22 protein-coding genes and 1 tRNA gene are annotated in these 21140 nt (G+C 70.2%); 11 read left to right on the forward strand and 12 right to left on the reverse strand.

The features are described 5' to 3' along the window. Positions 1-4: 4 nt before the first annotated feature. From pssA to pbpG, 4 genes are all read left to right on the forward strand, one after another. Positions 5-829, forward strand: coding sequence for a CDP-diacylglycerol--serine O-phosphatidyltransferase (gene pssA, locus ACIY1X_RS03380; protein WP_399677995.1), 825 nt, complete (start codon positions 5-7; stop codon positions 827-829). Positions 830-1018: 189 nt separating this feature from the next. Further along, positions 1019-2725: a 2-isopropylmalate synthase gene (gene leuA, locus ACIY1X_RS03385; protein ID WP_399677997.1), complete on the forward strand. Its 1707-nt coding sequence runs from the start codon at positions 1019-1021 to the stop codon at positions 2723-2725. A 42-nt stretch (positions 2726-2767) separates the two neighbouring features. Beyond that, a complete protein-coding gene (locus tag ACIY1X_RS03390; protein WP_399677998.1) occupies positions 2768-4306 on the forward strand; it encodes a 2-isopropylmalate synthase in 1539 nt (512 codons plus the stop codon). Between the two features lie 118 nt (positions 4307-4424). After that, entirely contained in the window at positions 4425-5621 is a 1197-nt protein-coding gene (gene pbpG, locus ACIY1X_RS03395) for a D-alanyl-D-alanine endopeptidase (RefSeq protein ID WP_399678000.1), read from the forward strand. A gap of 140 nt (positions 5622-5761) precedes the next feature. Here pbpG and ACIY1X_RS03400 read toward each other — a convergent pair whose 3' ends face one another. From ACIY1X_RS03400 to pobA, 4 genes are read right to left on the reverse strand one after another with little or no spacing between them, the layout of a single operon-like run. After that, complete coding sequence (locus ACIY1X_RS03400; protein ID WP_399678001.1) at positions 5762-6571, reverse strand: IclR family transcriptional regulator; 810 nt, start codon at positions 6569-6571, stop codon at positions 5762-5764. A 44-nt stretch (positions 6572-6615) separates the two neighbouring features. Then, positions 6616-7365, reverse strand: coding sequence for an arginyltransferase (locus tag ACIY1X_RS03405; RefSeq protein WP_399678002.1), 750 nt, complete (start codon positions 7363-7365; stop codon positions 6616-6618). After that, positions 7362-8129, reverse strand: a complete 768-nt coding sequence (gene aat, locus ACIY1X_RS03410; RefSeq protein WP_399678004.1) for a leucyl/phenylalanyl-tRNA--protein transferase — start codon at positions 8127-8129, stop codon at positions 7362-7364. The genes ACIY1X_RS03405 and aat overlap by 4 nt, the downstream gene beginning before the upstream one ends. A gap of 52 nt (positions 8130-8181) precedes the next feature. Then, on the reverse strand, positions 8182-9363 hold the full coding sequence (gene pobA / locus ACIY1X_RS03415) for a 4-hydroxybenzoate 3-monooxygenase (RefSeq protein WP_038215913.1): 1182 nt from the start codon (positions 9361-9363) through the stop codon (positions 8182-8184). A gap of 148 nt (positions 9364-9511) precedes the next feature. Between pobA and ACIY1X_RS03420 the strand changes: the two genes are divergently transcribed. The 5 genes from ACIY1X_RS03420 (at position 9512) to ACIY1X_RS03440 (ending at position 14403) form a co-directional block, all read left to right on the forward strand. Next, positions 9512-10282, forward strand: coding sequence for an IclR family transcriptional regulator C-terminal domain-containing protein (locus tag ACIY1X_RS03420; RefSeq protein WP_399678006.1), 771 nt, complete (start codon positions 9512-9514; stop codon positions 10280-10282). A 63-nt stretch (positions 10283-10345) separates the two neighbouring features. Beyond that, positions 10346-11005 (forward strand): response regulator transcription factor, encoded by a 660-nt coding sequence (locus tag ACIY1X_RS03425; RefSeq protein WP_038215916.1) that lies wholly within the window; start codon positions 10346-10348, stop codon positions 11003-11005. Between the two features lie 172 nt (positions 11006-11177). Beyond that, positions 11178-12500 carry an ATP-binding protein gene (locus ACIY1X_RS03430; RefSeq protein WP_399678008.1) on the forward strand — a complete coding sequence of 441 codons (1323 nt, stop codon included), beginning with the start codon at positions 11178-11180 and terminating at the stop codon, positions 12498-12500. 93 nt (positions 12501-12593) lie between these two features. Then, positions 12594-14069 (forward strand): DegQ family serine endoprotease, encoded by a 1476-nt coding sequence (locus ACIY1X_RS03435; protein WP_399678010.1) that lies wholly within the window; start codon positions 12594-12596, stop codon positions 14067-14069. 94 nt (positions 14070-14163) lie between these two features. Next, entirely contained in the window at positions 14164-14403 is a 240-nt protein-coding gene (locus ACIY1X_RS03440) for a hypothetical protein (RefSeq protein WP_157008367.1), read from the forward strand. A gap of 12 nt (positions 14404-14415) precedes the next feature. Here ACIY1X_RS03440 and ACIY1X_RS03445 read toward each other — a convergent pair whose 3' ends face one another. The 4 genes from ACIY1X_RS03445 to ACIY1X_RS03460 all read right to left on the reverse strand — a co-directional run bounded on the left by ACIY1X_RS03445 (position 14416) and on the right by ACIY1X_RS03460 (position 16246). After that, on the reverse strand, positions 14416-15180 hold the full coding sequence (locus ACIY1X_RS03445) for an SDR family NAD(P)-dependent oxidoreductase (protein ID WP_399678012.1): 765 nt from the start codon (positions 15178-15180) through the stop codon (positions 14416-14418). Positions 15181-15331: 151 nt separating this feature from the next. After that, complete coding sequence (locus ACIY1X_RS03450) at positions 15332-15649, reverse strand: RNA recognition motif domain-containing protein (RefSeq protein ID WP_399678014.1); 318 nt, start codon at positions 15647-15649, stop codon at positions 15332-15334. Positions 15650-15727: 78 nt separating this feature from the next. Then, positions 15728-15997 carry a translation initiation factor IF-1 gene (gene infA / locus ACIY1X_RS03455; RefSeq protein ID WP_038215929.1) on the reverse strand — a complete coding sequence of 90 codons (270 nt, stop codon included), beginning with the start codon at positions 15995-15997 and terminating at the stop codon, positions 15728-15730. 33 nt (positions 15998-16030) lie between these two features. Beyond that, positions 16031-16246, reverse strand: coding sequence for a hypothetical protein (locus ACIY1X_RS03460; RefSeq protein ID WP_038215932.1), 216 nt, complete (start codon positions 16244-16246; stop codon positions 16031-16033). A 360-nt stretch (positions 16247-16606) separates the two neighbouring features. Between ACIY1X_RS03460 and ACIY1X_RS03465 the strand changes: the two genes are divergently transcribed. Both ACIY1X_RS03465 and ACIY1X_RS03470 read left to right on the forward strand, forming a co-directional pair. After that, positions 16607-16819 carry a hypothetical protein gene (locus tag ACIY1X_RS03465; RefSeq protein ID WP_399678016.1) on the forward strand — a complete coding sequence of 71 codons (213 nt, stop codon included), beginning with the start codon at positions 16607-16609 and terminating at the stop codon, positions 16817-16819. 89 nt (positions 16820-16908) lie between these two features. Continuing rightward, positions 16909-17079 carry a hypothetical protein gene (locus ACIY1X_RS03470; protein ID WP_399678018.1) on the forward strand — a complete coding sequence of 57 codons (171 nt, stop codon included), beginning with the start codon at positions 16909-16911 and terminating at the stop codon, positions 17077-17079. A gap of 80 nt (positions 17080-17159) precedes the next feature. Here the strand turns inward: ACIY1X_RS03470 and ACIY1X_RS03475 are convergent. From ACIY1X_RS03475 to ACIY1X_RS03490, 4 genes are all read right to left on the reverse strand, one after another. Next, positions 17160-17235, reverse strand: a tRNA-Asn gene (locus tag ACIY1X_RS03475). A 68-nt stretch (positions 17236-17303) separates the two neighbouring features. Continuing rightward, positions 17304-19313 (reverse strand): acyltransferase family protein, encoded by a 2010-nt coding sequence (locus ACIY1X_RS03480; protein ID WP_399678019.1) that lies wholly within the window; start codon positions 19311-19313, stop codon positions 17304-17306. Positions 19314-19378: 65 nt separating this feature from the next. After that, complete coding sequence (locus ACIY1X_RS03485) at positions 19379-20314, reverse strand: thiamine phosphate synthase (RefSeq protein ID WP_399678020.1); 936 nt, start codon at positions 20312-20314, stop codon at positions 19379-19381. Beyond that, positions 20307-21137 (reverse strand): thiazole synthase, encoded by an 831-nt coding sequence (locus tag ACIY1X_RS03490; RefSeq protein WP_399678022.1) that lies wholly within the window; start codon positions 21135-21137, stop codon positions 20307-20309. Before ACIY1X_RS03490 ends, ACIY1X_RS03485 begins: the two co-directional genes overlap by 8 nt. Between the last annotated feature and the right edge of the window lie 3 nt (positions 21138-21140).

Genomic DNA, 21140 nt, shown 5'->3' on the forward strand with positions numbered 1-21140 from the left:
TTTCATGCATGACGACACGCCCGCAAGCGAACCGCTTCCACGCAAGCGCCGCAAGGGCATTTACATCCTGCCCAACCTGTTCACGCTGGCCGCGCTGTTCGGCGGTTTCTACGCCATCGTGATGGCGATGAACGGGCGCTTCGACCTGGCCACCGTCGGCGTGTTCGCGGCGATGGTGCTGGACAGCCTGGACGGCCGCGTGGCGCGGATGACCAACACGCAGAGCGCCTTCGGCGAGCAGATGGACTCGCTGTCGGACATGGTGTCCTTCGGCGCCGCACCGGCGCTGATCGCCTACGAGTGGTCGCTCAAGGGCATGGGTCGCTGGGGCTGGATCGCCGCCTTCGTCTACTGTGCCTGCGCGGCGCTGCGCCTGGCGCGCTTCAACGTCAACACCGGCGTGGTGGACAAGCGCTGGTTCCAGGGGCTGCCCTCGCCGGCGGCGGCGGCGCTGGTCACCGGCTTCATCTGGCTGGTCACCGACTGGGGCAAGCGCGGCACCGGTGCCTTCGACCTGTCCTGGCAGCACATCACCTGGATCACCTTCTTCTTCACCCTGTATGCCGGGCTGACGATGGTGACCAACGCGCCCTTCTACAGCTTCAAGGACATGCAGGTGAAAAGGAGTGTGCCCTTCGCCACCATCGTGCTCATCGCGCTGGGCATCGCCGTGATCAACATCCACCCGCCGACGGTGCTGTTCCTGCTGTTCGTGGCCTACGGCTTCAGCGGCTACGTGATCTATGCCTGGCGCAAGGCCAAGGGGCATCCGGTCAGCGTGATCAGCGTCTCCACCGACGAGCCCGATGAGCAGGGCCTGCATCGTTGAGAAGATGTGTGCTAAAGTCGCCGCTCCCATGAACGCGATGTCGCTGGCCCTACTACTGATTCCCCCGCACGGGCGGAGGCGGTAGCGCGCACGCGTACACACGCAGACCTCACGGCCCGTTCGCACCAGCAACGGGCCGTTTTGTTTTTGGGTGTTGCTGGTCGGTTCAACCAACGCAGAGAAATCGACATGCTCCAGCAACCCAGCACCAAGTACCGCGCCTTCGCGCCCGTCGGCCTCAAGGACCGCACCTGGCCCGATGCCGTCCTGACCCGGGCGCCGATCTGGCTGTCGACCGACCTGCGCGACGGCAACCAGGCCCTGGTCGAGCCGATGGACGTGGCGCGCAAGATGCGCATGTTCGAGACGCTCGTGGCGATCGGCTTCAAGGAGATCGAGGTCGGCTTCCCCTCCGCCTCGCAGACCGAGTTCGACTTCGTGCGCAAGCTGATCGAGGAGGACCGCATCCCCGACGACGTGACGATCCAGGTGCTCACGCAGGCGCGCGACCATCTCATCGAGCGCACCTTCGAGGCCTTGCAGGGCGTGCCGCGCGCCATCGTCCACCTCTACAACGCCGTTGCGCCGGTGATGCGCCGCGTGGTGCTCGGCCTCGACGAGGACGGCATCGTCGAACTGGCGGTGAGCCATGCCCGCATGTTCAAGGAACAGGCTGCGCGCCAGCCGGACACGCAGTGGACCTTCCAGTACTCGCCCGAGATGTTCTCCGGCACCGACCTGGCCTTCTCCAAGCGCGTGGTCGATGCGGTGACCGAGGTGTGGGCGCCGACGCCGCAGGCCAAGTGCATCGTCAACCTGCCTTCGACGGTGGAGCACTCCACGCCCAACATCTTCGCGGACATGATCGAGTGGATGCACCGCCACCTCGCGCGGCGCGATGCGATCGTCCTCTCCGTCCATCCGCACAACGACCGCGGCACCGGCACGGCGGCGGCCGAGTTCGCGCTGATGGCCGGTGCCGACCGCCTCGAGGGCTGCCTGTTCGGCAACGGCGAGCGCACCGGCAACCTCGACGTCGTGAACGTCGCGCTCAACCTCTACACGCAGGGCGTCTCGCCGGGGCTGGACTTCTCCAACATCGACGAGATCCGCGCCACGGTCGAGCACTGCAACCAGATCCCGGTGCATCCGCGCCATCCCTATGTGGGCGATCTCGTCTACACCTCCTTCTCGGGCTCGCACCAGGACGCGATCAAGAAGGCCTTCGCCGCGCGCAGGGAAGACGAGATCTGGGACATGCCCTACCTGCCCATCGACCCGAAGGACGTGGGCCGCAGCTACGAGGCGGTGATCCGCGTCAACAGCCAGTCGGGCAAGGGCGGCATCTCGTACCTGCTCGAGAGCGAATACGGCCTGGCCTTGCCGCGCCGCCTGCAGATCGAGTTCAGCCAGGCGGTTCAGCGCGTGATGGACACCGAGGGCAAGGAGCTCACCGCCGCCGACATCTGGCAGATCTTCCGCAGCGAGTACCGCATGGACACGGAGCACGGCCTGCGCCACCACGTGGTCGAGGCGCACGATGGGGGCGTCGTGTCGATGCACGGCGACCTGGCGTGGGCCGGCGAGGTGCATGCCGTCGAAGGGCGCGGCAACGGGCCGATCGACGCCTTTAGCCGCGCGCTGGAGCAGGCCACCGGCCATGCCGTCCGCGTGATCGACTACCAGCAGCACGCCATCGGCGGCGGCGCCGACGCGCGCTCGGTCGCCTACGTCGAGATGCGGGTGGACGACTCGCAGACGCTGTTCGGCGTGGGCATCGACGCCGACACCACGGCCGCCGCCTTCAAGGCGATCGTCTGCGGCGTGCAGCGGGCGCAGCAGGGCGCCGGCGGCGGGGCACAATCGCAGGCTGCCGAAGAAGCCGTCGCGGCCTGAGCCTGCGCGCAGGGTGGTTCGGACGACACAAAGGAGCACACGATGACCGACAAGCTGATCATTTTCGACACCACCCTGCGCGACGGCGAGCAGTCGCCCGGCGCCTCGATGACGCGCGACGAGAAGATGCGCATCGCCAAGCAGCTCGAGCGGCTGAAGGTCGACGTGATCGAGGCGGGCTTCCCGGCCAGTTCCAACGGCGACTTCGAGTGCGTGAAGGCCATCGCCAACACGATCAAGGACTCGGTGGTGTGCGGCCTCTCGCGCGCCAACGACCGCGACATCTCGCGCGCCGCCGAGGCGCTCGAGGGCGCGGCGCGCGGGCGCATCCACACCTTCATCGCGACCAGCCCGCTGCACATGGAGAAGAAGCTGCGCATGTCGCCCGAGGAGGTGCACGAGCAGGCCCGGCTGGCGGTGCGCTTCGCGCGCAACAAGGTGGCCGACGTGGAGTTCAGCCCCGAGGACGGCTACCGCAGCGACGTGGACTTCCTGTGCCGTGTGCTGGAGACGGTGATCGCCGAGGGCGCCACCACCATCAACGTGCCCGACACCGTCGGCTACGCGATCCCCGAGCTGTACGGCAACTTCATCCGCACGCTGCGCGAGCGCATCCCGAACAGCGACAAGGCCGTCTGGTCCGTGCACTGCCACAACGACCTGGGCATGGCCGTGGCCAACTCGCTGGCCGGCGTGAAGATCGGCGGTGCGCGCCAGGTGGAGTGCACCATCAACGGCCTGGGCGAGCGTGCCGGCAACTGCTCGCTCGAGGAGATCGTGATGGCCGTGAAGACCCGCAGGGACTACTTCGGCCTGGACGTGGGCATCGCCACCGAGCACATCGTGCCGGCCAGCCGCATGGTCAGCCAGACCACCGGTTTCGTGGTGCAGCCCAACAAGGCGGTGGTCGGCGCCAACGCCTTCGCGCACGCCTCGGGCATCCACCAGGACGGCGTGCTCAAGGCGCGCGACACCTACGAGATCATGCGCGCCGAGGACGTGGGCTGGAGCGCCAACAAGATCGTGCTGGGCAAGCTCTCGGGCCGCAACGCCTTCAAGCAGCGCCTGCAGGAACTGGGCGTGGAGATGGACAGCGAAGCCGACGTCAACGCCGCCTTCCTGCGCTTCAAGGAACTGGCCGACCGCAAGGCCGAGATCTTCGACGAGGACATCCTGGCGCTGGTCAGCGACGAGAGCGGCTCGAACGTCGGCGAGCGCTTCGGCTTCGTCTCGCTGGCCCAGCACAGCGAGACCGGCGAGCGCCCCCACGCCCGGGTGGTGTTCACCGTCGAGGGCAGGGAGGTGACGGGAGAATCGGACGGCAACGGGCCGGTCGACGCGTCCCTCAAGGCCATCGAGTCGCACGTGAAAAGCGGCGCAGAGATGGTGCTTTACTCGGTCAACGCCATTTCGGGCTCGACCGAAAGCCAAGGGGAAGTTACAGTTCGGTTACAAAATGCCGGGCGGGTCGTCAACGGCGTGGGGGCAGATCCCGATATCGTCGTCGCTTCCGCCAAGGCATATCTGAGTGCTCTCAACAAGTTACAGAGCCAAGCTGAACGAGTGGCGGCGCAGGGGTAGGTTTTCGGGCGTTTCTGGCTCTTGAAATGAAGAAGGGAACGCAAGTAACTGATATTGCGGCCCTTTTTCTAATTGGATAGACTGCGGCACCTGTTATGACGCCGCTGGAGATTTATTGATGCCCGAAGCCCCCGTACCTTTGGTTACGCCTCGAGCCTTCTCCCGGCGTCTGACCGGCGCTCTGCGCCTGTTCGCCATCGCGCTGTGCGCCTCGGCCTTCCTGCTGCCGGGCGCGCATGCCGCCAAGGCTGCGGCCAAGAAACCGGCCGCCAGTGCGAAGAAGGCCGTGGCGAGCGCCAGCGGCAAATCGAAGGCGGCGGCTGCCTCCCAATCCAAGAGCAAGAGCGCCAGGAAGGCTGCGTCCTCCAAGCGCACGGCGTCGGCCGACCGCGTGGTGCGCGGCGGCCGCAACGTGGTGGCGACGGTGCGCAAGAAGGGCGGCAAGACGGTGGTGGCGGTGCAGCGCCGTTCCGTGGTGCGGGTGGCCGACGTGCCGCCGCCGCGGCTGTCCTTCGGCCAGATGGCCGGGCTGCAGAACACCGACGATCCGCTCGATCTGCGCTCCAGCGCTGCCCTGGTGATCGACCAGGACACGCGCGAGGTGCTGTTCAGCAAGAACGACCATGCGGTGCTGCCCATCGCCTCGCTGACCAAGCTGATGACGGGCCTGCTCATCAGCGAGGCGCGCCTGCCGATGGACGAGCTCGTCACCATCACGCAGGACGACGTCGACACGGAAAAGGGCAGCAGTTCGCGCCTGCGCGTGGGCTCGACGCTCTCGCGCGGCGAACTGCTGCACCTGGCGCTGATGTCCAGCGAGAACCGCGCCGCGCATGCGCTGGGCCGCACCTATCCCGGCGGCATGAGCACCTTCGTGAGCGTGATGAACGCCAAGGCGCGCATGCTGGGTATGCACGACACCCGCTACGTCGAGCCCACCGGCCTGTCGCCGCGCAACCAGTCGACGGCGCAGGACTTGGCCACCCTGGTGAGCGCGGCGTCCAGCGACGCGCTGCTGCGCGAACTGACGACCTCGCCGGAGCACCAGGTCGAGATCGGCAACCGCGTGCTGCAGTTCAACACCACCAACCGGCTGGTGCGCAGCCCCGACTGGGACATCGGCCTGCAGAAGACGGGCTACATCTCCGAGGCGGGCCAGTGCCTGGTGATGCAGGCCAAAGTGGCCGGGCGCAAGATCATCATGGTGTTCCTGGATTCGGCCGGCAAGTTCAGCCGGATCGCTGATGCGGAACGCGTGCGCCGCTGGGTGGAGTCCACCCACTTCCATGCGTTGAGCGCGCAGGCGGCGAGTTGAGGGCGGCAGGCGCTGATCCTGCAACGAGAAGAAAAAAGGGGCCTGAAGGCCCCTTTTTCATCGCCGGGCCGCCCCAAGATGAAAAAGCATGCCCTCGGGGGATCGGGCAAGCGCGAAGCGGTTGGCCGAGGGGCCATTCTTCATGCCGATGCGGCAGCCCCGTCGCCCGGCGCGGCGCCGGTGTACCCCAGCGCCGCCGAGATGTCGTTGGCGGTGGCCTGCAGCTTGGGCAGCCAGCCGTCGTCCAGCCGGTCCGCCGGGGCCGAGATCGACAGCCCCGCCACCAGCTTGCCCTGGTCGTCGTAGATGCCGGCGGCCATGCAACGCACGCCCAGTTCCAGTTCCTCGTTGTCGCGGGCGATGCCGTACTGGCGGGCGCGGGAGAGCTCGCGCTCCAGCACCGGCAACTGGGTGATGCTGTTGCGCGTATGGCCGGCCAGCCCGGTGCGGGTGGCGTAGGTGCGCACGCGCTGCGGGTCCTCGGCGGCCAGGAAGAGCTTGCCGGTGGAGGTGAGGTGCAGCGGCGCGCGGCCGCCGATGGCGCGCACCACCTGCATGCCCGAGCGCTCGCTGTAGGCGCGCTCCACGTAGACGATCTCGTCGCCCTGGCGCACGCTCAGGTTGACGGGCTGCTGCGTCAGCCGGTGCAGCTCGCGCATCGGGCCGAGCGCCGCGTCGCGCACGTTCAGCCGCGCCTTGACCAGGTTGCCCAGCTCCAGCAGCCGCATGCCCAGCCGATAGCTGCCGGCCTCGGGCCGGTCGACGAAGCGGCCGACCGCCAGGTCGTTGAGGATGCGGTGGGTGGTGGAAGGGTGCAGCCCGGTCTTCTCGCTGATCTCCTTGAGCGAGATCGCCTCCTCGCGCGAGGCCAGCACGTCGATCAGCGCGAACATGCGCTCGATGACCTGGATGACCGGGGTGGCGGGGGCGTCGGCTTGGGCTTTTCTCATGAGGGCAGGGCGTTCGGCAACGCCTGCCATTTTATTACGTGAAATCAGATCCTGTCGCCGGCGGGTGACTGCCAGCGGCCGCCGACCAGCACCTCGTGCGGCTCGAAGCGCGCCTTGTAGGCCATCTTGTCGCTCTCGGCGATCCAGTAGCCCAGGTAGACGTGCGGCAGCCGCAGCTCGCGCGCCTGGGCGATCTGCCACAGCACGCCATAGGTGCCGTAGGCGGTGCCGGGCTCGGGCTCGTAGAAGGTGTAGACGGCCGAGATGCCGTCGTTGAGCACGTCCAGGATCGACACCATCTTCAGCGCGCCGGGGCTGCCGTCGGGCCGCGTCTCGCGGAACTCCACCAGCCGCGAGTTGACGCGGCTTTGCAGCAGGAACTGGGTGTACTGGTCGATGCTGTCGTGGTCCATGCCGCCGCCGGCGTGGCGGCCGTTCTGGTAGCGCAGGTAGAGCTGGTAGTGCTCCGGCACGAAGCACAGGCGCAGCACGCGCACCTGCAGGCCGGCGTGCCGCTTCCAGGCGCGGCGCTGGCTGCGGGTGGGTTGGAAGCGGTCGGCCAGCACGCGCAGCGGCACGCAGGCGCGGCAGCCGTCGCAGTAAGGCCGGTAGGTGAACATGCCGCTGCGGCGGAAGCCTCCCGTCACCAGGTCGGAATAGACGTCGTTGTTGATCTGGTGGCTGGGCGTGGCCACCTGCGAGCGGGCCTGGCGCGCCGGCAGGTAGCTGCACGGGTAGGGCGCCGTGGCGTAGAACTGCAGCGTCTGGAGCGGAAGATCCTTGAGATGCGTCACGGCACGAGGGCTGGCGGCAGGAGTTCGTTCCAGTATAGGGATTCGAAGCGCCATGACGGCGGCGGGGGCAGCGCGGTGGCCCGTTCCACGTGGGCGACGAAGCGCTCGCGCGGCCATTCGCACGCGCCCAGGCTGGCCAGGTGGCGGGTGTTCTGCTGGCAGTCGATCGCCTCGACGCCGTGCCGTCGGCACAGGCACACCAGCGCCGCCAGGGCGATCTTCGAGGCGTCGGTGCGGCGGGCGAACATCGACTCGCCGAACACCATCCGCCCGATGCCGACGCAGTACAGGCCGCCGGCCAGCTCGCCGTCGATCCAGGTCTCGACGCTGTGGGCGTGGCCGGCCCGGTGCAGGGCGAGGTAGGCCGCCTGCATCTCGGGCACGATCCAGGTGCCCGACTGGCCGGCGCGCGGCGCCTCGGCGCAGGCGGCGATGACGGCGGCGAAGCCGTGGTCCACGCGGATCTCGCAGCGCGCCGCGTCGGCGCGGAAGGCCTGCAGCGCCTTGCGCAGCGAGCGGTGCAGGCGGAACCCGGCCACCGGCAGCACCATGCGCGGGTCGGGGCTCCACCACAGGATGGGCTGCTCGTCGCCGAACCAGGGGAAGATGCCGTGCCGGTAGGCGTCCAGCAGCGTGTCGACGTCCAGCGCGCCGCCGCCGGCCAGCAGGCCGGGCACCGGATCGCCCTCCGCCCAGGCGGCGGCCACCGGCGGGAAGGGTGCGCCGGGTTCGAGCCAGGTCAGGGGGCGGTGGCGGGGCTGCAAGATCGGTCGGGATGGGCGTGGAGGGGAGCGCCCATTCTCGGCCGAGCCGCGCTCAGAACGATTCCATCGGCAGGCCCACGTAGTTCTCGGCCAGGGAGGTGGAGGCCGCCTTCGAGTGGACCAGGTAGTCCAGCTCGGCTTCCTGGATCTTCTGGCCGAACTCACCCTCGGCCGGGAAGCGGTGCATCAGCGAGGTGAACCACCACGAGAAGCGCTCCGCCTTCCACACCCGGCGCAGGCACAGCTCGGAATAGCGGTCCAGCGCGGCGGTGCTGCGCTCGGCATAGTGGCGGATGAAGGCTTCCGAGAGGTAGCCGACGTCGCCCGCGGCGAGGTTCAGGCCCTTGGCGCCGGTCGGCGGCACGATGTGCGCCGCGTCGCCGGCCAGGAACAGGCGGCCGAAGCGCATCGGCTCGGCCACGAAGCTGCGCAGCGGCGCGATGCTCTTCTCCAGCGAGGGGCCGGTGACCAGGCGCTCGCGCGCCTCGGGGTCCAGGCGGGCGCGCAGCTCGTTCCAGAAGGCCTCATCGCTCCAGTTCTCGACCCGCTCCTCCAGCGGCACCTGCACGTAGTAGCGGCTGCGCGTGTGGCTGCGCATGCTGCACAGGGCGAAGCCGCGCTGCGTGTTGCAGTAGATCAGCTCGTCGGACACGGGCGGCACGTCGGCCAGCACGCCCAGCCAGCCGAAGGGGTAGACCTTCTCGTGCAGGTGGATGGCCTGCGCCGGCACGCTGGCGCGGCTGACGCCGTGGTAGCCGTCGCAGCCGGCGATGAAGTCGCACTCGATCTCGTGCGTGGCGCCGTCCTTCTCGTAGCGCACGCGGGGCGCGCTGCCGTCGAAGTCGTGCAGGCTGACGTTGGCGGCGCCGTAGACGGTGGTCAGGCCGGCGGCGGTGCGCGCCTCCATCAGGTCGCGCGTGACTTCGGTCTGGCCGTACACCGTCACCTGCTTGCCGCCCGAGAGGCCGTGCAGGTCGATGCGGTGGCGCGCGCCCTGGAACAGCAGCTCGATGCCGTGGTGCGGCAGGCCCTCGGCCTTGGCGCGCGCGTCCACGCCGGCACGTGCCAGCAGGTCCATCGTCACCTGCTCCAGCACGCCGGCACGGATGCGGCCGAGCACGTAGTCGCCGGTCTGGCGCTCCACGACGACGTTGTCGATGCCGGCCTGGTGCAGCAGTTGTCCGAGCAGCAGGCCGGAGGGGCCGGCGCCGATGATGGCGATCTGGGTGCGCATGGCGTGTGTCTCCAAGGGTGCGAAAAGGGGATGGCCGAGCGTAGGCAGGCCGGGCGCGCGGCGGCAGTCCTCGGCCTGCACTGCTGTGCGATCATGCGACCCGCTGCGCGATGATCGCGCAAATGCCGCACCCGAGCTGCCGCTTTCCATGACCATCGCCAAGGCCGACTTCATCGAGGGCATCGCCAAGGGCATGGCGGTGCTGGAGAGCTTCGACACCGAACGCCAGCGCCTGAACGCCACGCTGGCGGCCGCGCGCGCCGGCATCACCCGTGCGGCGGCGCGCCGCCACCTGCTGACGCTGGCCCACCTGGGCTACCTGGAGACGGACGGCAGCTACTACTGGATGTCGCCCAAGGTGCTGCGCTTCTCGGGCAGCTACCTGGCGTCGTCGCGGCTGCCGCGGGCGCTGCAGCCCACGCTCAACCGGCTGGCGGCGCAGACGGGCGAGTCCTTCTCGGCCGTGGTGCTCGATGGCGAGGAGGTCGTCATCGTGGCGCGCAGCGGCGCGCTGGGCGCGCCCAACCGCGTGCTGGCCTACGGCCTGCACCTGGGCGCGCGGCTGCCGGCGCACGCCACGTCCACCGGACAGGTGCTGCTGGCCGGCCTGCCGCCGGCCGAGCTGCGGGTCTGGCTGCAGGGCCGCACGCTGCCGCGGCTGACGCCCCACACCCTGACGCAGGCGCGGGCGCTGCGCCAGCGGCTGGCGCAGGTGCGCCGGCAGGACTGGGCCTTCGCCGCCGAGGAGCACGAACTGGCGGTGCGCGCCCTGGCCGTGCCGCTGCGCGACATGCGCGGGCGCACGGTGGCGGCGCTGAACGTGGTGCTCTCCGATGCCGGCCGCGACGCGGCGGCGCTGCAGAATGCGCTGCTGCCGCTGCTCTTCGAGGCGGCGCGGGAGGTGCGTGCGATCCTCTGAACGGGCGCGCGAACTCCGGCGCCGCATTCCATCTCGAACCCCGCTTTCCTTCCTCCGAACGCCATGCGCCTGCTGCTGCTCGAAGACGACCTGATGATCGGCGAGACCGTGCTCGATCTGCTGCGCGCCGAGCACTACGCCGTCGACTGGGTCAAGGACGGCGAGATGGCCGACACGGCGCTGCGCACGCAGGACTACGACCTGGTGCTGCTGGACCTGGGCGTGCCCCGGATGGACGGCCTGGACGTGCTGCGCGCCCTGCGCGCGCGCAAGCAGCGCATGCCGGTGCTGATCGCCACGGCGCGCGACTCGGTCGAGCAGCGCGTGCAGGGGCTGGACGCCGGCGCCGACGACTACGTGCTCAAGCCCTACGACCTGGACGAGCTGCTGGCCCGCATCCGCGCGCTGCTGCGCCGCGCCGCCGGGCGGGCCGAGCCGGTGTTCGAGCACCGCGGCGTGAGCCTGAACCCCGCGACCCGCGAGGCGGCGGTGGACGGCAGGCCGGTGGTGCTGTCGGCGCGCGAATGGGCGGTGCTGGAGCCGCTGATCGCCCGGCCCGGCATCGTGCTCTCGCGCGCCCAGCTCGAGGAGAAGCTCTACGGCTGGAAGGACGAGATCAGCAGCAACGCGGTGGAGGTGTACGTGCACGGCCTGCGCCGCAAGCTGGGCGCCGACCTGATCCGCACCGTGCGCGGCGTCGGCTACACGGTGCCGAAAGAATGACGACCCCCAGTCTGCGCGCTTCGCGCTCCGCCAACCCCCTCCAGAGGGGGGCTCGCCCAGCGGCCTGGCAGAGCCAGTTCCGCGGGCGCTCCCGCATGGCTTGCTCCGCGGCCTTTCGATGCAGGGGCGACGGCCACGGGCCGGCGACGCGCGTCCGCTGGAGCGGCGGCGAATGAGGTCGCTGCGCGCACGGCTGCTGTGGTTCCTGCTGGCGGCGATCGTGCTGGCCGGCGGCGTGCAGGCTTTCGCCACCTACCGCACGGTGCTGCACGAGGCGGACCAGATCTTCGACTACCACATGCAGCAGATGGCGCTGTCGCTGCGCGCCGGCCTGCCGCCGAGCGCGGCGGTCAGCGGGCTGGGGCCGACGGAGCAGAACTTCGAGTTCGTGGTGCAGGTGTGGACCGCCGACGGCGTGCGCATCTTCGAGTCCGCGGAGCAGGCGGCGCTGCCGCAGCGGGCGGTGCTGGGCTTTTCCGACGTGGGCGCGCGCGGCACCACCTACCGCGTGTTCTCGCTGCAGTCGCGCGGGCTGGTGATCCAGGTGGCGCAGGACATGGCGGCGCGCCGCCACATGGCCGGCGCGCTGGCGCTGCGCACGGTGGCGCCGGTGGCGCTCATGGCGCCGCTGCTGATGCTGGTGGTGTGGTGGGTCGTGAGCGCCTCGCTGGCGCCGGTGGCGCGGGTGCGCGGCCAGGTGGCCTCGCGCCAGGCGGACGACCTCTCGCCGCTGAGCGAGGCGGACCTGCCCGAGGAGGTGCGCCCGCTGGTGCACGAGCTGAACCTGCTGTTCGGCCGGCTGCAGCATGCCTTCGAGGCGCAGAAGCACTTCGTGGCCGACGCGGCGCACGAACTGCGCTCGCCGCTGGCGGCGCTCAAGCTGCAGGTGCAGGGCCTGCAGCGCGCGCCCGAAGGCGAAGCCCGCACCGTCGCCACGCAGCGGCTGGCCGCCGGCATCGACCGCGCCACCCGGCTGGTCGAGCAGCTGCTGGCCCTGGCCCGCCAGGAGGCGAATGCCGCCGCGGGCGTGCCCGCCCAGCCGGTGGACCTGCTCGAACTGGCGCGCTCGGCCATCGGTGACGCCGTGCCCGCCGCGCAGGCGCGCGACATCGACCTGGGGCTGGGCACACCGCCGACCGGGCCCGCCATCGTGCAGGGCCACCCGGACGCGCTGCGCATCATGCTGCGCAACCTGCTGGACAACGCGGTCAAGTACGCGCCCGAGGGCGGCCGGGTCGACGTGGAGATCGCGGCCGACGGCGAGGGCGTGACGCTGTGCGTGGACGACTCCGGTGCCGGCCTGCCCGAGGCCGAGCGCGAGCGCGTGCTCGACCGCTTCTATCGCACCGGCCAGACGCAGGCGACGGTGCAGGGCAGCGGGCTGGGCCTGGCCATCGTGCATTCGGTGGCGCAACTGCACGGCGCACAACTGGCGCTGGGGACCTCGCCGCGCCTGGGCGGCTTGCGGGTGGCGGTGCGTTTTCCTGCCCGCTGATCGCGGCGCTTAAGGCGGGCCTAAGCGACCCGCCCGATATTCCGTCGCATCGAGCTTCGGCTCATTGCCTCGTGAAGAAGAAAGGACGTCGCCATGAACACCCGCATCGACACCCCCAAGCGCCTTGCCGTGGCCCTGGCAGCCGCCGCCCTCCTGGGCGCGGCCGCGACTGGTGCCTACACCAGCGCGAACGCGCTCGCCACGCCGCCCGCCGCGACGGGCACCGCGACAGCCGCTCCGATGGTCGCGCCCGTCGCCGCGCCGGACTTCTCGGTCATCACCGCGCGCAACGGCCCGGCCGTGGTCAACATCAGCGTCACCGGCACCACCAAGACGGCGCTGGAGGATGACGGCCCGCAGGGCCTCTCGCCCGACGATCCCTTCTACGAGTTCTTCCGCCAGTTCGGCATGCCGGGCATGCAGCGCGGGCCGCAACGGCCGATGCCCACGCATGCGCAGGGCTCGGGCTTCATCGTCAGCCCCGACGGCGTGATCCTCACCAACGCGCACGTGGTCAAGGACGCGAAGGAGGTGACCGTCAAGCTCACCGACCGGCGCGAGTTCCAGGCCAAGGTGCTGGGCGCGGACCCGAAGACCGACGTGGCCGTGCTCAAGATCGACGCGAAGAACCTGCCCACGGTGCCGCTGGGCAACCCGAAGGACCTCAAGGTCGGCGAATGGGTGCTGGCCATCGGCTCGCCCTTCGGCTTCGAGAACAGCGTGACGGTCGGCGTGGTGAGCGCCAAGGGCCGCTCGCTGCCCGACGACAGCTACACGCCCTTCATCCAGACCGACGTCGCCATCAACCCCGGCAACTCGGGCGGCCCGCTGTTCAATGCGCGCGGCGAGGTGGTGGGCATCAACTCGCAGATCTACAGCCGCAGTGGCGGCTACCAGGGCGTCTCGTTCGCCATCCCGATCGACCTGGCCACGCGGGTCAAGGAGCAGATCGTCGCCACCGGCCATGCCAGCCATGCGAAGCTGGGCGTGACCATCCAGGAGGTGAACCAGGCCTTCGCCGACTCCTTCAAGCTCGACAAGCCCGAGGGCGCGCTGGTGTCGAACGTGCAGAAGGGCGGGCCGGCCGACCAGGCGGGCTTGCGCACCGGCGACGTGATCCTCAAGGTGGATGGGCAGCCCATCACCGCCTCGGGCGACCTGCCGGCGCTGATCGGCCAGCTCGCGCCGGGGCAGAAGGTGCGCATCGACATCTGGCGCCAGGGCCGTCCCGAGCAGTTGACGGCCAGCCTGGGCAACGCCGGCGACAAGGCCCAGGTCGCCGAAGCCGACAAGGCGACGGGCAAGGGCCGGCTGGGCCTGGCGCTGCGGCCGCTGCAGCCGCAGGAAAAGCGAGAGATCGCCGCCGAGGCCGGCCTCGTCGTCGAGGATGCGCGCGGGCCGTCCGCCATGGCGGGCGTGCAGCCGGGCGACGTGCTGCTGGCCATCAACGGCACGCCGGCCAGGAGCGTCGAGCAGGTGCGCGAGGCCGTCGCCAAGGCCGACAAGTCGGTGGCCCTGCTGATCCAGCGCGGCGACAACCGCATCTTCGTGCCGGTGCGGCTGGGCTGAAGGGCATGCGCGCAGCCCGGCCGGCCGATGAAAATTACCGGATTCGGCCGCCGCGTGCGTGCAGCCATGCATGCGCGGCAGAATACTCCGAGCCATGCCGTTGGAACTGCTTCATCGACTCGCCCTGCAGACGCTGCCCATTGCCGTGACGGAGGGCGATGACGTCGATGCAGTGCGCATGCTGGCGCTGGCCGGGCATGTGCGCGCCGACATCCCCAAGCCGGTGCGGACGCTCAACGGCCATCACCAGCCGCCGGCCACGGTGACGGCCATCACGCCGCTGGGCTGGCAGATGATCCAGCGCTTTCCCCGCGGGTCGGGCCAGCACGCCTGAGCTCCGCCCGGCTCACAGGCCGCCCGCGACCTTCAGCACGGTGCCCGTCACGTACGAGGCGCGCTCCGACAGCAGCCATGCGATCGCTTCCGCGATCTCCTGCGCCTCGGCCGGCCGCTGCATCGGGATGCGGGCGGCCACGCGCTGGGGCCGGCCGGGCTCGCCCGCGGCGGCATGGATGTCGGTCAGCGCGGTGCCGGGAGACACGGCGTTCACGCGGATGCCCTTGGCCGCCACCTCGCGCGCCAGGCCGATCGTGAACCCCTCGACCGCCGCCTTCGACGCGGCGTAGTGCACGTACTCGCCCGCGGCGCCCAGCGTGGCCGCGATGGACGAGACATTGACGATGCTGCCCGCCGTGCCTTCGGCCAGCCAGCGCCGCAGCACGCACTGGCTCATCGCCATCGTGCCCAGCACGTTGACGTCCAGCACGCGGCGCATCGTGTCGATGGTGGTGTCGGCGAAGGACCCCAGCGGCCCGGTGATGCCGGCGTTGTTGACCAGGCCGGCGAGGGAGCCGAAGCCGGCCGGGATGCCGTCGACCACGCGCTGCGCCGCCTCGGGGTCCGCCACATCGGCCTGCACCGCCCAGGCGCGCCGGCCCAGCGCCTCGATCTGCGCCACCAGCGCCTGCGCGGCATCGTGCTGGGCGCTGTAGGTGAAAGCGACGTCGTGGCCGGCGGCGGCGCACAGCCGCGCCGTCGCGGCGCCGATGCCGCGGCCGCCGCCGGTGATGAGAATGGTCGTCGGTGCCTGTCGTTGCGGTGGCTGCGCCATGCGGTCTCCTGCTGGTTTCGTTGCCGAGGCCCGATCATCCGCGAAGGCGCGGGCTCCGGCGCATGAGCGAAAAAAAGGCCGCGCGGCACGATGCCGGCGCGGCCCTGTCCGACGGCGGCTCGACGCTGCGAGCCGGTCGTTCGGCTGGTGCTCAGTAGGCGCGTTGGCGATAGCCGCCGCCACGGCGGTCACCGCCGCCGAAGCCGCCGCCCGAGCGCGGCTCCATGGGGCGCGCGACGTTGACCGTCAGGGCGCGGCCGTCCACTTCCTTGCCGTTCAGGCCCTGGATGGCGGCTTGCGCTTCGGCGGAGGAGCCCATCTCCACGAAGCCGAAGCCCTTGGAGCGCCCCGAGTCGCGCTCCATCATGACCTTGGCCGAGGAGACTTGGCCGAAGGCCGAGAAGTGCTGGCGCAGCGAGTCGTCGCGCATCGAGTAGGAGAGATTGCCGACGTAGAGTTTGTTTTCCATGATGTTCTTTCGAGTGAATGTGAGTGATGTGTGCGGTCCGCAGGCCGCGAAGGGCAGGGGAGGCGGTTGCGGTGGCGCCTATCGCGCAGGGCGCCGGGCTCCGGCGGGGGCTCCGCCCTGCGAGCGAGGCTCGAGGTGCCGGAAGGTCAGCCGTCCCTTGTTGAGGTCGTAGGGCGACATCTCGAGCGAGACCCGGTCGCCCGCCAGCACGCGGATGCGGTGCTTGCGCATCTTGCCGCCCGAGTAGCAGATGAGCGTGTGGCCGTTGTCCAGCGTCACGCGAAAGCGCGAGTCGGGCAGCACTTCCTCGACGCGCCCCTGCATTTCAATCAGTTCTTCCTTGGCCAAGAGACTCCTTCGGTGGTTGGGCGAGAGGCGTGCTCAAGCCAGTTGGTTGGTCAGCACGAAATGCCGGCCTTGAGTAAGGGCGTAGCGTGCGGCGCGCGCTGCGCTGTCGAAACAGGGGATGAGCCGGAACACGCGGTCGTGCATGCCGCGGCGGATGGAGACCGAAGCGGCGTACTGGCCGGTCTCGGTGAGCTTCGTCATCGGTGTGACGAGGTACTTGCCCACTGCGTGGGCGGTCGGTTGGTTCATGTACTGGCAGGGCTTGCGCGGTGCAAGCGGTGGGCTGCGGCAAGCCGTGAGGCTGCGGCGCAGCGATGAAAGAAGAGAAGGGGGTGGACCGCCCGAAAGGGGAGGTGGCGGGCCGGTGTGAAGCTCGTCAGGAGCGGAGGATGACGATCAGCCTTGCGCAGGTGTGGTGCGACTGGCGACGATCCGTGCGGCAGCAGGTGCCGGGTGGTGTCAAACAAGGGCCGCAGCAACGAGCACGCTGCGGCCAATAAGCCCAAGTGTAGGCGATTTCACGTTGTCCGCCCTTCGGGCACCCCTTCGCCGCTGCGGTGCGGCGCGTCGAGTGGTACCCTGGCCGGTCAGACAGCACGAAAGACCAGCATGAACAGCGTGTCCATCTCCAAGTCCAGGCAGGACGCGCTTCGCGTTGAGCTTCCCCACATCGCCGACCTGCTCCATCGCAGGCGCGCCAGCGAAATCGCCGAGGCCGACATCGAGGACCTGGTGACGCTGTCCTGGCTGGAGTGGCTGGGCGGCTCGCTGCAATTGACGACCACCGGCGACAACGTCTGCCGCCAGCAGCGTTCGAGCTAGACGGCGGCCTGCCGCGCGAGGGCCCGGCGCCCATTGCAGACTCGCGCTCCTTGGATCGTTCTACCGCATCGACCTTCGGAGCGTGCAACGTGCTTTCGTTCTCCTTGATCCTGGCCGTCGGCCTTGCCGCCCTGGCGGCGTGCCTCTGGGTGATCTTCGGCTGGTCCGGCGAGTCACCGCAGGACCGGGCCATGCGGGAAGCCATCGATACCACCACGCAGACCCTGCGGGCGCCGCTGCCGCCTTCGTCGCGGCGCTAGGCTGCCGGCGAGCGCCTGAAAAGGAAAATGCCCCGCCATCGAAAAGATGACGAGGCATTCAAGAACCACGAGGGTTTGTTTGGCTCCCCGACCTGGGCTCGAACCAGGGACCTACGGATTAACAGTCCGGCGCTCTACCGACTGAGCTATCGGGGAATGAGCCCACGAGTATAGCGTGTTTTTCGCGCTTCTCTCAAGGTCGCGTCGATTTGTTGCGGCGATGTTCAAGGCGCTGCCTTGAGCACCGCGTCCAGGTAGGTTGCGTGCTGGCGCGCGTAGTCGGCGCGCAGGTGATCGGAGTCCTTGTAGACGGGGGTTCCGTCCCCGGTGGTGCGGATGCACTGGCCATCGGGGCACAGCGTCGGCAGCGGGTCGATCAGCGTGGCGCCGCTGCGCACGGCCAGCTCGCGCAGGCGCGCATCGACGAACTGCTGGTCGCCCGGCAGCGGCACGCGCGGGCTGACGCGCTGCACGCTCCAGGCGCCGAGGCGGTCGTAGGTGATGAGGTGCTTGGGCTCGAAGGCGTCGCCGATGGGGTTGTCGAGCAGGAAGTACACGCGTGTGTGCAGCGACAGGTCCTTGAGGATGTACTCCAGCGACTTGATCGCCCATTCCACGCCGCCGCCGCCGCGGAAGGCGTACTTGCGGTCGCCGGCGAGGCGGTCGCGGTAGTAGTAGCCCTCGTCGTAGTTGCCGTCGGGGTTCGCCACGGCCTGTTTGATGAAGTAGCAGTTCCAGCAGCCGCCGATGATGACGGCATCGGGCCTGGTGGCGTGGATGTAGTCGATGATGTCGCTGCGCCAGGCGTCGCAGTCGACGTTCCGGTCCTCGAACACGTTGGGGATCGGCGGGCAGCCGCCCTTGGTCGCGAAGAGCAGGGTGTTCAGCGCGGCGGGACCGCCGTCGCGGGCGATCTCGACCGCGCGCGGTCCGTATTGCTCGATGTGGCTGTCGCCGAACAGCAGCACGCGCTTGGGGCCGGTGCCGATGGTGTAGGCGGGCCGCTTGCCCAGGGTGGTGTGCGCCAAGCCGTCCGGATAGGCCCAGTCGGTGGTGGCCGCGGCGACGTGGCTCAGGTACGGATCGCTCAGCCGCGGCGGCAGGCGCTGCGCCCAGGCGAGCAGGCCCAGCACGAACAGCACGGCCATGGCGATGGAGAGATTGCGCACCACGCCCGTGCGGCGGCTGTGGCGCAGCGGCTGCTCCACCCACTTCCAGGTGGCCCAGGCCAGGGCGACGGCCGCGATCACGCAGGCGATGCGCACGTTGCGCGTGGGCATGCCGCCTTCGAGCACGCGTGCATAGGCCAGCAGCGGCCAGTGCCAGAGGTAGAGCGGATAGCTGATGAGCCCGAACCACACCATCAGGCGCGAGCCGAGCACGCGGCGGTTCAGCCAGGCCGCGGGGCCGGCGGCGATGCAGAAGAAGGCGCCGAACACCGGCAGGATGGCCCACCAGCCGGGGAAGGCCTTGTCTTTGTCGAGCAGCGCGAGGCCGGCGCCGATCAGCACCAGGCCGACGATGGCCTGCAGGTCGTCGCCGCGCGAGAGCAGCCGCGGCCGGTGCAGCCGCATGTAGGCCAGCAGCCCGCCGGCGGCCAGCTCCCAGAAGCGCGAGGCCGGCAGGTAGAAGGTGGCGCTGGCCCAGGGATGCACGCCCGCCACGTTGAGCAGGAAGGACAGCGCCGCCACGGCGCCCAGCGTGGCCAGCACGTTCCAGTGCCGGCGCCAGGCCAGGCCCAGCAGCAGCGGCCACACGATGTAGAACTGCTCCTCCACTGCCAGCGACCACAGGTGCAGCAGCGGCTTGTTCTCGGTGGCGGTGTCGAAGTAGCCCGATTCGCTCCAGAAGGCGAGGTTGGAGACGAAGCCCGCGCCGGCGGCGACGTGCTTGCCCAGTTGCCCGAACTCGTCGACCAGCAGCGCGTACCAGCCGAAGGCGAAGGTGGCCGCCAGCACCGCCAGCAGTGCAGGGAAGAGCCGCCTGATACGCCGCGCATAGAAGTCGCGGTAGCTGAAGCCGTGGCTGGACAGGTTGCCCAGCAGGATGGTGGTGATGAGGTAGCCGGAGATGACGAAGAAGATGTCGACGCCGATGAAGCCGCCCTTGACCCACTGCGGAAAGGCGTGGAAGCCGACCACCGACAGCACGGCGATGGCGCGCAGGCCGTCGATGTCGGGCCGGTACTTCAGGTGCAGGGTGGCGTCGGCGGGGGCGTGGGGCGTCGTCGTCATGCAGGCGGGGCAGGGGCGCTGGGCGGGGGCGCCCGCGCGGCATTGTCGCCGCGGCCCGCGGCGGCTCAGGGCGCCGGCAGGTGTGCGTGGCGGGCCAGGTCCGCCATCAGCGTCCGGGCGGCGGCTTCGGGGTCGTCTGCCGCGACGATGGCACGCACCACCGCCGCGCTGCCGACGCCGGTGGCCATCACGGCCGGCAGGCTGGCGGCGTCGATGCCGCCGATGGCCACCAGGGGGTAGCCGTGCATCAGCCGGGCGTAGTCGCCCAGCCGCGCCACGCCCTGCGGCGCGGTCGCCATCTGCTTGAGGGTGGTGGGGAACACCGCGCCGAGCGCCAGGTAGCTCGGGCTGACCGCATCGGCGCGGACCATCTCGGCGTAGCCGTGCGTGCTCACGCCCAGGCGTGCGCCGGCAGCGCGCAGCGTGTCGACGTCGGCCTCGTGCAGCGCGTCGAGATCCTCCTGCCCGAGGTGCACGCCATAGGCGCCGGCCTCGACCGCCTCGCGCCAGTGGTCGTTGATGAAGAGCAGCGCACCGGTGCCCTGAACGGCCTGCACGGCCGCGCGCACCTCGTGGCGGACCGCCGCGGCGTCGGTGGACTTGAAGCGCAGCTGCACGGTGGGCACGCCGGCGCGGGCCATGCGGCCGACCCAGGCGGCATCGGGCAGCACGGCGTACAGGCCCAGGCGCTCGGGGCAGGGCGGGAAGGCGTCGTCGCGCGCCTGCGGCGGGAACTCGCGCAGGCCGAAGTCCACCGGCGTGGCGGGCCAGGCCAGCGCGTCGAAGAAGCCCAGGCGCTCCGTCTGCGCGTGCCAGGCCAGCGCGACGCATTCCGCGTCGGCCTCGATGAAGCCCAGCAGCACGCAGGCCTGCTTGACGCCGCGGTACACGGGGTCGGCCAGCGTGTAGTCCTGCGGCACGCTGGGCGGGTGCGCGCCGAAGCGCGGCAGGTGGGCGGTGAGCACCGCCGAGGCGATGGTGGTGGGGTCGTGTTCAGTCATGGGCGCCTGCATGGTGCCAGAAGGGCGTGCCGAGCACCGGCGTGCTGGGCTGGGCGGCATCGCTGGCGGACATGGCGCCGGCGAGCCGGGCGGCGCGGCCGGCGCGCACGGCATCGGCGAAGGCGCCGGCCATCGCGACCGGGTCCTGCGCCAGCGCGACGGCGGTGTTGAGCAGCACGCCGTCGTAGCCCCATTCCATCACCTGGCAGGCGTGCGAGGGCAGGCCGAGGCCGGCATCCACCAGCATGGGCACGGCAAGGCGCTCGCGCAGCGCCTGCAGCGCGTAGGGGTTGACCGGGCCGCGGCCGGTGCCGATGGGCGCGGCCCAGGGCATCACGGCCTGGCAGCCGACGTCGACCAGGCGCTGGCACAGCACCAGGTCCTCGGTGCAGTAGGGCAGCACCTGGAAGCCGTCGTCGATCAGCAGGCGCGCCGCCTCCACCAGGTTGAGCGTGTCGGGCTGCAGGGTGTAGTCGTCGCCGATCAGCTCCAGCTTGATCCAGGGCGTGTCGAACACCTCGCGCGCCATCTGCGCGGTGGCGACGGCCTCCTGCACGCTGTGGCAGCCGGCGGTGTTGGGCAGCACCGGCACGTCCAGGCGCCGCAGCAGCGCCCAGAAGTCCTGGCCGGCGTCGGCGCCCGAGGGCGCGGCGCCCTGGCGGCGCAGCGAGGCGGTGAGCATCGCGGGCCGGGCGCGCCGCACCGCGGCCTCCAGCACGTCGGGCGAGGGATAGCGGGCGGTGCCCAGCAGCAGGCGGCTGTCGAAGCGCTGGCCGTACAGGACCAGCGGGTCGCCGGCGGGAGAGGACGTGGTGTCGTTCATGTT

The organism is Xenophilus sp., from assembly GCF_044462705.1.
Taxonomy (GTDB): domain Bacteria; phylum Pseudomonadota; class Gammaproteobacteria; order Burkholderiales; family Burkholderiaceae_C; genus Xenophilus; species Xenophilus azovorans.

What these genes read in the sequence shown, in the direction of transcription:
- ACIY1X_RS03400 (WP_399678001.1), bottom strand. Translation starts at nt 6,571, where the DNA reads ATGAGAAAAGCCCAAGCCGACGCCCCCGCCACCCCGGTCATCCAGGTC.
- ACIY1X_RS03390 (WP_399677998.1), top strand. Translation starts at nt 2,768, where the DNA reads ATGACCGACAAGCTGATCATTTTCGACACCACCCTGCGCGACGGCGAG.
- ACIY1X_RS03450 (WP_399678014.1), bottom strand. Translation starts at nt 15,649, where the DNA reads ATGGAAAACAAACTCTACGTCGGCAATCTCTCCTACTCGATGCGCGAC.
- ACIY1X_RS03440 (WP_157008367.1), top strand. Translation starts at nt 14,164, where the DNA reads ATGCCGTTGGAACTGCTTCATCGACTCGCCCTGCAGACGCTGCCCATT.
- ACIY1X_RS03490 (WP_399678022.1), bottom strand. Translation starts at nt 21,137, where the DNA reads ATGAACGACACCACGTCCTCTCCCGCCGGCGACCCGCTGGTCCTGTAC.
- ACIY1X_RS03465 (WP_399678016.1), top strand. Translation starts at nt 16,607, where the DNA reads ATGAACAGCGTGTCCATCTCCAAGTCCAGGCAGGACGCGCTTCGCGTT.
- ACIY1X_RS03485 (WP_399678020.1), bottom strand. Translation starts at nt 20,314, where the DNA reads ATGACTGAACACGACCCCACCACCATCGCCTCGGCGGTGCTCACCGCC.
- ACIY1X_RS03445 (WP_399678012.1), bottom strand. Translation starts at nt 15,180, where the DNA reads ATGGCGCAGCCACCGCAACGACAGGCACCGACGACCATTCTCATCACC.
- ACIY1X_RS03480 (WP_399678019.1), bottom strand. Translation starts at nt 19,313, where the DNA reads ATGACGACGACGCCCCACGCCCCCGCCGACGCCACCCTGCACCTGAAG.
- leuA (WP_399677997.1), top strand. Translation starts at nt 1,019, where the DNA reads ATGCTCCAGCAACCCAGCACCAAGTACCGCGCCTTCGCGCCCGTCGGC.
- ACIY1X_RS03435 (WP_399678010.1), top strand. Translation starts at nt 12,594, where the DNA reads ATGAACACCCGCATCGACACCCCCAAGCGCCTTGCCGTGGCCCTGGCA.
- pbpG (WP_399678000.1), top strand. Translation starts at nt 4,425, where the DNA reads ATGCCCGAAGCCCCCGTACCTTTGGTTACGCCTCGAGCCTTCTCCCGG.
- pssA (WP_399677995.1), top strand. Translation starts at nt 5, where the DNA reads ATGCATGACGACACGCCCGCAAGCGAACCGCTTCCACGCAAGCGCCGC.
- ACIY1X_RS03425 (WP_038215916.1), top strand. Translation starts at nt 10,346, where the DNA reads ATGCGCCTGCTGCTGCTCGAAGACGACCTGATGATCGGCGAGACCGTG.
- ACIY1X_RS03430 (WP_399678008.1), top strand. Translation starts at nt 11,178, where the DNA reads ATGAGGTCGCTGCGCGCACGGCTGCTGTGGTTCCTGCTGGCGGCGATC.
- ACIY1X_RS03460 (WP_038215932.1), bottom strand. Translation starts at nt 16,246, where the DNA reads ATGAACCAACCGACCGCCCACGCAGTGGGCAAGTACCTCGTCACACCG.
- pobA (WP_038215913.1), bottom strand. Translation starts at nt 9,363, where the DNA reads ATGCGCACCCAGATCGCCATCATCGGCGCCGGCCCCTCCGGCCTGCTG.
- ACIY1X_RS03420 (WP_399678006.1), top strand. Translation starts at nt 9,512, where the DNA reads ATGACCATCGCCAAGGCCGACTTCATCGAGGGCATCGCCAAGGGCATG.